General features: G+C 42.1%; 8 protein-coding genes. All 8 read right to left on the bottom strand.

The annotated features are described in order from the left end of the window. Nucleotides 1–21: 21 nt before the first annotated feature. Nucleotides 22–1,824: a LamG-like jellyroll fold domain-containing protein gene (locus AACZ88_RS20070; protein ID WP_339714374.1), complete on the bottom strand. Its 1,803-nt coding sequence runs from the start codon at nt 1,822–1,824 to the stop codon at nt 22–24. 18 nt (nt 1,825–1,842) lie between these two features. Then, nucleotides 1,843–3,381: a RagB/SusD family nutrient uptake outer membrane protein gene (locus tag AACZ88_RS20075; RefSeq protein ID WP_339714377.1), complete on the bottom strand. Its 1,539-nt coding sequence runs from the start codon at nt 3,379–3,381 to the stop codon at nt 1,843–1,845. Nucleotides 3,382–3,392: 11 nt separating this feature from the next. Then, the gene (locus AACZ88_RS20080; RefSeq protein WP_339714380.1) at nt 3,393–6,428 is read right to left on the bottom strand and encodes a TonB-dependent receptor; all 3,036 of its coding nucleotides are present in this window, start codon (nt 6,426–6,428) and stop codon (nt 3,393–3,395) included. Nucleotides 6,429–6,691: 263 nt separating this feature from the next. Next, nucleotides 6,692–9,448 carry a Two component regulator three Y domain-containing protein gene (locus tag AACZ88_RS20085; protein WP_339714382.1) on the bottom strand — a complete coding sequence of 919 codons (2,757 nt, stop codon included), beginning with the start codon at nt 9,446–9,448 and terminating at the stop codon, nt 6,692–6,694. 141 nt (nt 9,449–9,589) lie between these two features. Continuing rightward, on the bottom strand, nt 9,590–10,657 hold the full coding sequence (locus AACZ88_RS20090; protein WP_339714384.1) for an aminoglycoside phosphotransferase family protein: 1,068 nt from the start codon (nt 10,655–10,657) through the stop codon (nt 9,590–9,592). Between the two features lie 21 nt (nt 10,658–10,678). Next, complete coding sequence (locus tag AACZ88_RS20095; RefSeq protein WP_339714386.1) at nt 10,679–11,566, bottom strand: sugar phosphate nucleotidyltransferase; 888 nt, start codon at nt 11,564–11,566, stop codon at nt 10,679–10,681. 185 nt (nt 11,567–11,751) lie between these two features. Next, nucleotides 11,752–12,621, bottom strand: a complete 870-nt coding sequence (locus tag AACZ88_RS20100; RefSeq protein ID WP_339714389.1) for a PIG-L family deacetylase — start codon at nt 12,619–12,621, stop codon at nt 11,752–11,754. A gap of 154 nt (nt 12,622–12,775) precedes the next feature. Next, nucleotides 12,776–13,972 (bottom strand): hypothetical protein, encoded by a 1,197-nt coding sequence (locus AACZ88_RS20105; protein WP_339714392.1) that lies wholly within the window; start codon nt 13,970–13,972, stop codon nt 12,776–12,778. Between the last annotated feature and the right edge of the window lie 193 nt (nt 13,973–14,165).

Below are 14,165 nucleotides of genomic sequence, written 5' to 3' on the forward strand. Positions count from 1 at the left end.
GATTATATCTGAATCATACACTTAGTTCGTGTTCATAATGGCCTGAACTTCGGCCTGCGATAATTCTTTGTTGTACAACCTTAACTCGTCTATAAAACTTAAATCGGATAGATGTCCCCATTGGCTAAACCTGGGTGCACCAGAGCCAATGGAAAGTAAGTCGGCGCCAGTCCAGTCGATTCCCGAAAAAGTTCCTTCCGATACGACATCGCCGTTAATGTAGACTGCAGCTTTGGTATCAGAGATCGTAAAGGCCAAGTGTACCCAATCAGTGACCGTTGTGGGGTCAAGGGCGGCTGAATCACCACCATCGAACCAAGATTCCCCATCTCCGGTTCCTACATTTAATTTAAACACTTGTCGTGTGGCATTGCCTTCCCTAAAGAATCTGAAGCCGCTGGTACGTAGGTTTTGAACATCAGGATAGTTTTCATTTTCAGTGTCCTCTGGCCCCAGCACTAAAATACCTGCACGATCGGGATCGGCACTCATTTTATACCATAAGGTAGCACTAAACGCATCGGTCGTAATTGAGCCGACTTCATTAGCGGGAAAAGTCAGATAAGAATCTGCTGCTCCGGCAAAGGCATTAGTGCCGGATGCACTTTCCCCTGCAAAACCGAGGCTGCCAACGGTCGTTAGTTCGGTGTCTCTAAAGCGTTCTGTATAATCACCGTCAAAAGGCATATAAAACATTTCCCCATCAAAGGTGGGTGGATAGGAGGAAACAAATAAACCCGAATCATCTGACATGATTTGTTGTACCTCTTGTTGCGTAATCGCCCGATTGAAAATACGCAGTTCATCCATAAAACTGCTATCAGACCAATGGTTCCATTGGGTGAAATTCGGGGCGCCCGACATAATGGAGAGCACATTGCAATCGGCCCAGTCAATACCAGAAAAAGCTCCTTGGCTGACTACTTGTCCATCGATATAAACGACAACCTCGGCTCCGGATATGGAGAAAGCCATATTTACCCATTCGTCTGTGGCGGGGTCAACATCGGCAGCCTCCCCGCCATCAAACCAATTACCTTCGGTGCCGGATCCAGCATTGAGCTTGAAACGTTGTTTTCCTCCCGCATTTTCCCTGAAAAATCGAAATCCTTTAGAAAGATCGTTATTCGTGCCGTCGATTAAGGGCGGACTCATGACCAAAATTCCGGCACGGTCGGGTACGGCGTTGATCTTGACCCAAAAAATGGCACTGAATTCAGGAGATTGCAATCCGTTGGTCGGAAAAGTCAAATACGAATCTGTAGCCCCGGCATAGGCACTTGAGCCATTTAAGGCATCGTCGGTGAAACTCGGGGCGCCGGTTACCGCAGCGGTCTGGAAACTGATAAGGTCTGTATAATTTCCGTCAAAGGGAAGGTAAAAGATTTCTCCGTCATACTTTTTAATGTAAGGTGGTTCCTTGGCGAAATTTACGGTTGAGGTAGTTACTTTGCCATCTAGGTCAGTAGCTGTGACCGTAAGTTCATGCGCGCCATCGGCAAGTTTGTCATATACTAAATCGTCTACTAAAACACGACGGTAATCTTTAAATCCTCCATCGTAGCTGCCGATATTCTTGCCATCTAAAGTAACATTTATAGAGCCTACCTCAATGTCATCGGTTACTTCGAAATCAACGGTAAGAGAGGTTATTGTTTCGAGTACTTTTATTGTGCTGCCTTCGGTTGGGGCGTTTATTTTTACCTGTGGCGCCGAGGCATCCGCACCCGGAGTAACTTCCGTTATAGGGTCAATGCCCTGATCACAACTATAGTAAAGTAGGGCTGCCATCAAAACAAACAGGATATTCTTAAAGTTTTTCATCTTTTGAGTATTAGTTAGTTAATTGCCAAGTATGGGGAATTGATCTATTTGAGGCTGCGGATAGGGGAGAAAGGCTTTACTTTCCGAGAATGTTCTGCCGTCATAGCTCAATTCTCCCAACCTTCCCAAACGCAGCATGTCGTAGTAGCGTTTTCCCCACTCCATACCAAGTTCAGCAAATTTTTCGTCCACTATATCGTCTAGTGTCACGCTTGTCAAAGCGGGCATATTTGCCCTTGACCTCACCAGGTTAACGGCTTGAACTGCGGTCATAGCAGAGCCTGAAGCACCCTGTGTCAAGGCCTCTGCATACATTAATAAGATTTCCCCATACCTGATAAGATTGTAGTTTTTGTTGCTGCCATAGTCCGTTCTGCCAGATATCAATTGATTTGAGGGTAAATAGTGCTTGCCACTTGCAAAAAATGCTCGGGCATAGTCGTTTATAACATCACCATCACGTGTTGTATTGGAGACGAAACTTGGTACGGTCGCATAGGCGGGGTCGGTCTGAAGTTCTGCGATACCCCTGTCGGTAAACAATACGGAAGTCTCTAAACGTACTGTTTCTCCGCGATCCAACATAAATTTGATAAACTTTAAACTAGGTTCGTAAAACCCCCACCCACTAGCCGATCCATCGATGGCCGGTGTCCAATTTTGTGGGCCATAAGGAGCGTATAAATGGGCAAAGCGATCGCCTTCTCCTTGGTTGAAATCAGAATATTGCAAGTCTAGAATACTTTCATCGCTTAGTTTTCCGGGTGTCTTAAAGAGCTCATAAAAATCGGGGAAAAGGCTAAACCTGCCCGAATTGATAATTTGTCCCGAAGCGTCGGCTACTTCTTGATAATTGCCCAGTTCTTGGTTGGCCAATGCTTTAATGGCCAAAGCGGTATACCGCGTAACGCCTCCAGGAAGATCTGCACGTTCGTTGGGGCGCATATCAGGGAGTAAAGGAATAGCTTCGTCCATTTGGGTGGAAATGTGCTGCATTACCTCACTTTTGGTGGGCAACGTTTCCACTTCTAAAAGCAGCTCGGTATTGGAAGATTCCGAAATAAAAACATTACCGTAGACCTGTGAAATTTGAAGGAGCATCATAGCCCTGAGTACTTTGATCTCGGCGATATATTGATTGCCTAAAGCAACATTGGCTTCATTGGCGAACTCTTGAAACCTACCAATCTGTTCCATGGCGGTATGCGCTGATATGATATCGGCATAGATGTTTTCCCAAAGTGAGTTGACCATCCAATGGTCTTTGCTGTAGTTGAATTTATCCATTTCGGTAAATTCCGGCTGGTCTCCGAGTCCGCCGGAATTGACATCATCACCGCGAACGGATATAATGAGGGGCTGCTCCCAACCTCTAGAATAAAAGGCTTCGTAGGCCCCAACTGCCGAAAGCTGCATTCCAGAGGCATCGGTAAAATCGGTTCCTCCGGCAAAATTATTGTTCAATTCAGGTTCGTCCAATTTATCGGTGCACCCTATAATGGCCAGTGTCGATATGATCAACACAAAACAGACCTTAGTTTTCTCAAAAAGTTTCATAGTTTTCTTTTTTATATTTTAATATTTACTCCGATGGTATATACCGCAGGTATAGGGTAAGTCTCATTATCAATACCATTGGGTACTTCGGGGCTAAAGCCATTGTAATTGAAAATAGTCAGTGGTTTTTCCGCTGTAATGTAGATGCGGGTTCTAGGGATTCCGTTTTGGTCTCCTTTTTTATTAAGGGTATACCCAAGGGTGATATTCTGTATTCTGAAAAAATCACCATCTTCAATAAAGAAATCGCTCAATCTTTGGTTCCAGCCTTTTCGTATTCCTGCCGAGGAAGGATAGCTGTTGCTCGTGCCTTCGCCATGCCATCGGTTAACGGCAAAGTCGCGGTCCCAGTTGGTGTCGTTGGTGAATATGACCTCACCGCGCTTCCGGTTCAGTATTTTATTTCCTCCTTGTCCCAATGCGGCAGCAGAAAAATCCCATCCTTTGTAATCGAATCCTAGATTAAACCCGAAGGAATAGGAAGGCAGGTATGAGCCCAACACCACTCTGTCATCATCGGTGATGCCATCGATACCATCTTGGTCCTTGAACTTAAGGTCACCCGGAACGATAGGTCTGTTTGCAGCAATTTCTATCTGGGCCGCGGGATCGGCGGCAATTTCTGCTTCATTTTGGTATACTCCCGCAACTTCGCGCCCGTAAAATGCGAAAATAGGTTGGCCTACTATTGACCGCTGTCTGAACTCTGCCGAACCTGCATCGATATGGGGTGCACCATTAAGGTCTAGAACTTCATTATGAAGCGTGGCAAGATTTCCTCCGACGTTGTAGCTAAAATCTTCGGAAACTTGTTTGGTCCAATTTAGGGCCAATTCAAAACCGGAATTCCGAATTTCACCCACATTTTGTCTTGTAGCATCGGGAATCAGCGGTACTTCAACGGGTATAACGGCATCTTTGGTATCCCTGACATAATAATCGGCTTCCAAAGATAAATTGTTATTAAAAAGACGCGCGGAAATACCTGCGTTCACCTCTTCGGTAACTTCCCATTTCAGAGCCGTAAAATTACTACTGGTATTGACTCCGCTGAACATGGTGTCACCAAAAGCGGTAGTTACTACACTCGAGGTAATCGACCCTTCACTTGAGGGAACTTTATCGTTCCCCAATTTACCCCAGCTTCCACGTAACTTTAAAAAATCGAAGACGCCATTGGCTTCCATGAAGTTCTCTTCCGATAGCACCCAACCTACACCTACCGTAGGGAAATAACCCCATTTTTCCTGGTATTTGTTGGTTCCGTCTGCCCGATACGTACCGTAGAGTAGATACCTGTTGTCATAGTTATAGGAGACTCTTCCGAAAAAGGATAGACCGTATTCCCTACGACCATCGTCGCCAACATCATCTTGTACAATGGTCTGTGCTTGATCCAGATAGTAAGCTTCTTCGCCGGATAATGGGAAATTCAATCCCTTGGCTTCCAATTGCTCATAGGACTCGTCTCGGAAGGATGTTCCTCCCAAAAGTGTAAGGTTGTGTTTTCCGAAGGCTTCGATATAAGTCAGGGTATTGTCCCAGATTTGATTTGAATACGTTTCGTTTCTTTTGATCAGCTCAGAATTTTCACGTTGAAACCCATTTCCTATGAAGTAGGGGAGCCGAACTTCCCTCCGCTCAACTGTTTCGAAATTGTGGTTGTACGCCGTTTTAAAATTTAATTTGTTGGGAATAATATGCACTTCGGCATAAAAATTAGCCAAGACATTTCTAATCTTCGATCGAAGTTCGCTGTTGTCCATTATAGGAAACGGATTTTGACCGCCGCGATACCCTAAATCTTGTGCATTGGCATAATTTGTTGGGAAGACATTAGGGTCTTGGGCAAGCTGTTCGTCAAAAACCGGAAGAATGGGAACGGCAAAATAAGCACGGCGCCAAGCAGAGTTTTCAGCATCGAACCGGGTAGCATTACTTATCACCACGTTTCCACCAATAGTCAAACCCTCATTTACCTTAAAATCTATTTTACTTCTCAGGTTGAATCGTTCATACTCGTTCTTCATTTTTAAAATACCTTCTTGGCCAAAATAATTGGCCCCAATGGCATAGGTTGCATTTTCGCTCCCTCCCGTGACCCCTATACTGTGATTTTGAATTAGGGCAGGTCTCGTTATTTCATTGTACCAATCTGTATTCACATTAGGTACATTAGGGTTGATGCGACTTCTACCATACCGTTGCATCGCATTTTGAATAAATTGATTGTCGGGTTCGGATCCCGATTCGAGGGCAAGGGTTGTGAATTGCTCCGAATTTGCCAGTTTCAACACATTTTGTGCCACTTGATAACCAGAGTAACCATCATAGGTTATTTCCGGTTTTTTATTGTAAGCCCCTGATTTTGTTTCAATAAGTACTACGCCATTCGCGGCACGTACGCCATATATTGCCGCTGCAGAGGCATCTTTCAATACCGAAATGGAAGTGATATCCGCGGTATTTAAGAAATCAATGTCATCGAAGAACATTCCGTCAACGACATACAAAGGTCCTGAGGCATCTGAATCATAGGATCCGATTCCGCGTACACGTATGGTGGGTGATTGACCGGGGCCACCACTGTTTACGACCTGCAAGCCTGCCACCTTACCTTGTAAGGCTTGCATTGCTTGTCCCGTTGGTGTGGCGGCCAATTCCTCTGCTTTTACGGTAGTGATTGAAGATGTCAAATCTTTTGACTTCATTTCGCCATAGCCAATAACAACCACTTCGTCGAGTGCTTGGGCATCGGCTACTAGCGTAATGGTTAAGGTCGTTTGCCCTTCGATCGGAATTTCTTGGGAAGTGTACCCAATATAGCTAATCGCAAGGGTACCTCCGGACGGTACATTGTCTAGGGTGAAATTACCGTCAAAATCGGTTTGGGTTCCTGTAGTAGTGCCTTTTACTATAACCGAAGCTCCTGGTAATGGACCTTGGTTATCCGATACGGTTCCAGAAACCGATATGCCGTCTTGAGCATAAATGGTTATTTGGAGCAGTAAGAAGCATATCGGTAAAAAAATGTTTCTTATTTTCATAATTGTTCAATAATTGAGTTATAATTTTATTGAGTTGTTAGATGTGATAGCAAGATATTAAATAGGGAGGGTGAAGTAGTTGCTGTAGCCTACATAAAAATTACATCAGCTTATTCATCTATTCAAACTGCCTATAGACGGGACTTTGCAGTAGTACATCTGCCCGTTCCTTTTAAATTTTTAACAAAGTGATGTAGTAATGATGTAGTCGTATAAAGCTATGGAAATGAGATAAGTGGGCTGCTTGTGAGAGTTGGGTCCGCCTATTTGAACTTAATTAGGAAGTTTGATAGGTTTTGCGAGCTGTCAATACCTAGTTTTTTCCTTAAGCGATAGCGATGTATTTCGACGCCTCTTATGGTGATGGCCATGAGTGGTGCAATTTCTTTACTAGACAGGTTCATCTTGAGATAGGCACAGAGCTTCAGGTCTTTTGGTGTTAAGTTTGGGAATTGGCTTAACAGATTTTCAAAAAAATCGTCATGGAGCTCTTTAAAATTCAATTCAAAATTCTTCCAATCCTTATCTTCATTAATAGAGCCTTCCAGCTTTTTCATAAAGGAACGATAGCGTTGTTGGCTACCAAATTTATCTTTGTTCATTAGCAATATGTTCTTTAGCTCGAGGATCAATTGGTTTTTTTTGGCCATGTTCATGGTAGTACTTGCCAACTCTTTTTGTTTTAACCTTATTTCCTTGGCTAGTTTTTCCTTTTCAAGATTGGCTATATGTTCGGCCCGTTCACGCTCTAGTTGTTGTTTTAGTTTGTTGTGCCGACGTTCCAACTTTCGTCGATTGTATAGCCTTACCAGTAAAATCAAACCAACAAATGCCAAGAAATAAACTACAAGACTCACTTTTGAGAGGTACCAGGGCGGAGTAATTTCAAATGAGACCAGCTTGGGAGACGACTTTTTGTTGTTCATGCCAACAGTGAAAATGCTTAAGAGATAGTCGCCATGAGGAAGATTCTGAAAGGTTATGGCTCCCTTGTCAAGGTAGGATGACTGTGTTTTTGCTCCTGATAGTTCATAGTAATATCGCGGCCGAATAAGGCTGGGAGCCGCTATCTGCAAAACGATGTCTTGCGAACGGCCAAAGGGTATTTCAATATGTTCGACATTAATGTCATACGAGTGTTCTTTATCTTTAAAATATTGGAGGGTTGGAGTAGGAAGGGAAAATCTATCAAGTGTTTCGTTAAGCTGTGAAAGGTTAATTCGGGCAAAACCGTCGCTCAATGTCAAATAATATATCGAATCGTTCAATGCAAATATATTCTTGGCATCAGGAACTAACCGCTCTTGTAAATTGGGTTCCGATATAAAAATGGTATTGTCTTTTAAATCAGTAAAACTTATTTCTTTGTCACCTTCATTATCATTAAACCAAAAGAAATCACCATTGTGGCTTATAAGCTCTTCAAAATTATAGGGTTCGAATTCTTTGAAAATCGCTATTTTTTTTAAAATAGGGTCATACTTGTACCAAGTACCCTCACTTTGAACCACAATTTGGTTTTTTATATTATAAAGTTTTATGTTGTAGTCATTTGGAATTACATCTGGCCCAAATTCTTGAGTTTCGATGATTTCATCATAAGTTTCGTTCAACTTGAATCTGAACAAACCTTTATACGGATGCGCACCCCATAAGACGTAATCATCTTCGAAACACAGTTGTTTTACAGGAAAGGAAATTTTTTTTATTCGGTCTACGCGCCAAGACGTGTTACTGTCCCTTGTGTATTTGGCTATTCCGGTATAGGTGCCTTGTAAAAAAGTATTCTGTTGTTCGGGTACCCTTACCCACTGATAACCCCCAGCTATTGGAGAAATTTTCTCCAAAACATCCCCACGTACTTTAAAGGTTCCCGTATTATGACCAGCGAGCAAATCACCATCCATAGTTTCCAAATCCCATACGTGGCCTTGCGAACCTTCGACAAAGCGCAAAGCATTGTTTTCAAAGAAATAAATTCCCGTATTACTGCCTAAATATAGCACGCTATCGTTTATGGCCATATCGTAAACTGTTCCTAAAGCGCCACTATGATCTGTGAAATAGCTCAAGGGTGTGTTTATTCTGATGCGGTCTAAACCGTTGTCAAGACCGACCCATAATTGCTCTTTAAATTGGGTCATTGATAATACTGTGTTGTTTTGCAGTCCGGTCTCGCGATTCAGATTTTTTGTTTTTTTGTTTTTTTGATGGTATAGATATATACCATTTTTGATAGTGCCAAAAGCAATTTCGCCAGAGTCAAGTGGGAGCATCTTATTGAGTTGGTATTGTCTAAGAACATTGTTTATTTCTTCGTCCCATACGGTAAATTTACCATCCTTTAACAGAAAACAACCATGCAGTTTTGTTCCAACGAGCAGCCCGTCTTGAAAGGGTATAACGTCGATCACGGCCTTATTGGTTAATAGGGCGTTGTCATTCACTGGCACAAGTTTTTCGTTTTGGAACCGAAAAAGTCCAATATTGCTTGCAGATACCAACACTTCATTATTGTGAATCGTGACATTTGTGATTACCTGATCTGTATCCCAAACTGTGATTCTGTTATTTTTATAGTGATAAATGGTGGAAAACGATCTGAATATAATGGCATCACCAAAGGGTACTATTTGCCAGAACTCCTCATTCGTAAATTCGTGATCTTCGATGAGGTGGGTAAGGGAAGTATACTCGAATAGTCCGACCTGGTTTTTTGTCCAATAACCAAATTCTTCATACGATCCTGTATATATTTTGTTTCCAATTGAGACTACTGATCTGACGATGGTATTGTTGGGTAGCCGATTCAAAATCCATTCTTCACCGTTGTAATACAGGAGGCCTTGGCTATTGGCTACAAAAAGCTCCCCGTTTTGATTAACAGTTACGCCCCAGTTTTGACTCGCGGCGTTGTATTCGAATATTTTATGGTTGTAAATGGGAGGCAATAAATCTTGACCCCATAATGAAGATGTGACGGAAACAAAGAAAAAAATACAACCCAGATAAAATTTCATCAAACAAAAATGGTGGATTTATGTAATACAATATCCAAAGAAGATACAAAAAACAATTTTGCTCCTTTTCAAAAATAAAAAACTGAAGATCCAAAAATTTCCGGTATATGGCCGACTTTCGTGAAAAGGTAGGTTAAACCGCTATTTTCCTCTGGCAGTTAACTTTCGCGATACTGTTTCCTCCATATACGTCACTTTGTCCAAGGCTTTCTTTGAGAAATCGAACAAGCTCAAACACCTGTCTAAATTCTGATTCTCATAGGCAACTTTGTAATATACGTTTCCCATAAGGTAGTCTGTGAGCGCTCTCAAGCCGTGAATAAATGGCATAAATACTGCTCCTAAGGGCAATGTATTTATTTCTTCTTGAGTTAAAAAGGGCTCAACACCGGCGATTCCATCAACGAAGGCCTCGAACAATGTATTTTCAAAAGTTATTTTTTCGAATTGCTGCTCATCTTCAGGAGCTGTATTGACAATGGTACGTACAGCATCCCCGAAATCATAATAGAAATATCCCTTCATAATGGTGTCCAAGTCAATCAGGCAAAGCGCTTGATTCCCTTCTTTTTTAAAGAGGATGTTGTTGAGTTTGGTGTCATTATGACATATGCGGACGGGAATCTTTCTTTTTGAAAATTCGAGCAACAAAGGCAACGTTTCTTGGGCGAAGATGATAGCTTTTTCAGCCGTATTTTTCCTTTCCTCAGCGGTAGTCAACAAGGCGGATTCGAATTGATTCTTTCGAAGGCTTAAATCATGAAATTTAGGAATTGTATCAACAAATTCATCATAAGGTGCTTTTTCCAACAGCTGATGAAATTTACCTACTATGGTTCCCGCTCCTGAAGCTATTTTGGCCTGTGTTGTCGTGTCATAGGCGGTTGTGCCGTCGATATAGGTCATCAGCCGCCAATAATTCTCATCAATTTTGGTAAAAGTGCTTCCTTCTGCGGTTTCGACCAAGGTAATACGCGTGTATACCTGATCTTGTAAAAAATCAAGTGCGGTACCAATGTTCTTCATTAGACCCGTGACGTTTTCAAAAACAATATGGTTGACCCGCTGTAGAATAAAAAGGGGAGTCTCCTCGGCCATGACCAAAAACGTATCGTTTATAAAACCTTGGTTTATAGGTCTAAATGAATAGTCTTTTTTCTCAATTATAAAATGACCGAGAATTATATGTAAGTCCTGAGTGGTTTTCAATAGATTCGAATATGCGCTACGTTAATTCCACAAAGGTGTCTTGTAGCCGTTATTTTGGGTCATTTCTTGCAATTGATCAACAGCAAATTGACGATCTTCGGAGTACGTGACCCCAAACCAGTTGCTGTTTGCAGGTACAACACGCACATTTGCTTTGTCTTCTGCATACATATCTTGAATGACGATTGGTAGATACAATTCGGAGTTTTTGATTCGATCTTCATCTTTTAAAAACACCTCAAATTCATTTTCTACGTAATCAAAGAACGATGGGCGGCATACCCAAAAATTCATACTTACCAATTCTTCACCGCTAAACTCGAGCCCGGTATCGGTGTCTTTAACGACATTGCCTTGCTTTTCTAGCTTTAGTCGCTCATCTACCGATATAAAATTGTTGTCTCCGTCCATTTTACAAACTCCTCTGGAAACAGATCCGTATTCTGAAAGGGTATCTTTTAAGGTGTAACCCATTAAAGCAAATTCGGTATCATCGGTACTATTTTTTATGAAATTTGAAGCTGCTTCGAAGGCGCTCTTTCCATAATAATCATCGGCGTTTATAACTGCAAAAGGACCTTTGATGACATTGCGCGCCGACCAAACTGCATGTGCGGTGCCCCATGGTTTTTCACGTTGGCCTTCAAAGGTGGAAGATGCCGGTAAATCTGTAAGTTCTTGCGATACTACATCGAACTTCACACCCTCTGGTAATCTGCCGGCCATGTGTTCTTTTAAAAAATCAATATTTGCCTTTTGTGTAATGACTACGATGTGGTCAAATCCGTTCTCAATGGCATCATACATACTGAATTCCATTAAAAACTCACCTTGAGGACCAAGATCATCAAATTGCTTTAACTTGCCATACCTGCTACCTCTTCCGGCAGCCATTAAAAGTAGTGTCATAATTTTGATTTTAAAGGGGCAAAAATAGGTTTTTGAAGTTAAAAAACCAGTTTCTAGTGTTTTACTTGTGTAAAGTTTTCCATTTACCGATGATATCAGTGCCGTAAAAGAGTGCTCAAGTATGGGTTAATGCTTGATGAAACTCATTAGTTTTCTGTAAGAGAAGAAATCTTTAGCGAAAAAAGCTATGGATTTAACATTGGAAACAATCTTTTGAGTTCTTCCTCCGAGGGTTGCTTTCCATATTCACAAATTTCAAATCCTTCCACATGTTGCACTTCCGCCCCTTTCTGACCATACCATTTTTCTAGGGTTTTCAGCGCCGCTTCATTGGGTGCATCTTTACGCCAATTAGCTAACATTTTTAATCTGGCATCAGTTGTTTTGGGAACTTTATCCAAGGCACCCGACGTCCAGGGCAACCATTCGAAAAATTGCGATTCGTGCGCTGCCATCGCATAAATCTTCTGGTCGAATACTTTGTCAATATTGATGACAATATCAGGTTCGAACGGATTAGGTTTTTGAAAATGATCGGCCGAATACATAAAAACCGGGTTCGCTTTTAATGGAGGTACATCTTTTGCTATGTTGGGCACGATGACCATATAGGCCGCATCTTGGATCAATACGCCAGTATATCTGTGGTCTGGGTGGTAGTCGTTGGGTCTAGGGGCAATGACGATATCAGCTTGCCACTTTCTTATTTCCCGAATTACTTTTAACCTGTTTTCCAAGGTGGGCATCAATTCCCCATCGTGATTGTCGAGTACAGTATAGGTCACCCCAAATCGTTTGCCGGCCTCTTGGGCCTCTGCCAAGCGTATTTTGGCAAGTTCGTCGCCTCCCTTTATATGGTGTCCGGCATCTCCGTTGGTGAGCGATACGAATTTTACGTTATGGCCCATTTGTGAAAACAATATCGCGGTGCCTCCCGCATCGATATCGCAATCATCAGGGTGGGCTCCAAAAACAATGATGTTTAGTTTGTCTTCTTGTGACAAACCAAAAGAGGCAAATAGTAGTAGACAGAATAACAAAGGAGTGCGTATCATTACGGCATTTGGTTTTATGACGATTTCGTTATCTCAGGAGTCCTAATCTCTTGTTGGTTTAGACTATCCTCGAAAAGGTCATTTTATTTCGTATGAATTTACATTTTTTTGCGCAAAATAATAGTCAGCTTTTCGCTTAATTCGGAACAAGGGTTCAATTGCTTTGTGAAGTCCAGAATTTGTCATTTTCAGGAATATTTTTTTGTTTTCCGAATTTAAGAGGGTTAAAGCCCATTTTGGCAAAGAGGTACCAAACCGTCGAGGATACGGCTGGCGCCGTGTCAGCGTGGTCCCATAAAAGATTGGCACCGTAAGTGCTGCCGTAATTTGTGGTGTATGGGATGCCTTTTGCATCTTCCGTTATTGAACTGTTGATAAACGTTTTCTCTAGTTCCCTTATCAGCGCATTGGCTTTCTCGTTATTGCCTATTTCACTGTAGGCGGCTGCCATTTGCCCTGTTCCTTCTAGCCAGACCACATCTTTGTCCTCGTCAAAACAGTATCCAGAAACAGATTGTCCCGTTAGGGTCGACCATTGCGTTGTGAAAAACAGCGCCTCCGTTCTTTCAAGATTTATTTTGGGAAAATCCTCAAAAATCATTTGAGCCAGTGCATGTAAGTCAAGGGCATGCAAGTAGGTCGGGTTTTCGGGCCAGGAGGTAAATATACTCTTGGTTTCATGCCATCGATTCTTGAATAAATAAGAAAGAATATTGCTATGAAAATTATCAAACCCCTTTACGGCGTTGAATGCGGTAATAATGCCTTCGGTAACTTTTGGTATTGGGCTACCATCCTCATTTTGACCTCCCCACAGGCCTCCATCATCGTCTTGCAATGTACGGATCCAGTCTTCAAGGTTTCTTGCCAACCCTTGATATTTCTTGTTTCCCGTTGTTTGATGATAGTTGTTAAGGGCAATAAGTAACCAAGCATTATCACCCATCCAAGGGCGACTTCCATTTTTGCCGTTTTTATCACGAAATTGATAAAATCCGCCAGTACCGTTGCGTAATTCGCTATCTACCTTATTTTGGAAGAAGTCAAAAATACGTTCGGCCTTTTCGGTTTCCCCATTTTCAATGAACAGTAGGGCGGCAAGTGCATTGTCGTACAAAGAGACAAAATCGGAATGTTCCGTACTTGCCAGCAGACCATTGGGTAGCTGCATTTTTGCCAACCAATGGTATGATTCATTTTGCATCAAAGGTGACGCTCTTTCAATTTCTTCGGGTTGGTCGTTAACGGGAGTAGCCATGGGTTCGATGGAATGATTTTCAACAATGGCTTCTTTGGAACATGAAACAGAAAAAAACGTTATGGTAATGGCTAAAAGCAGGGTGGGGCGCATAAGTAATTGTGGTTTGGGGGGTCACAGCAATTTTTTAAAGCTAAGTACAAACTTGCGACTGCAGCCTGTTTTTACGATGAAAGGGTGGCAAGTACGGTAAGTTTCCTCCCGAAGACAATTAATCGTTTTTCTATGTTTTTAATCTATTGTTGTCTCTTCTGAATTCTTCGATTAAAGTTGCCGAAAAAGGGTT

The sequence above is a fragment of the uncultured Kriegella sp. genome, assembly GCF_963975415.1.
GTDB lineage: Bacteria > Bacteroidota > Bacteroidia > Flavobacteriales > Flavobacteriaceae > Kriegella.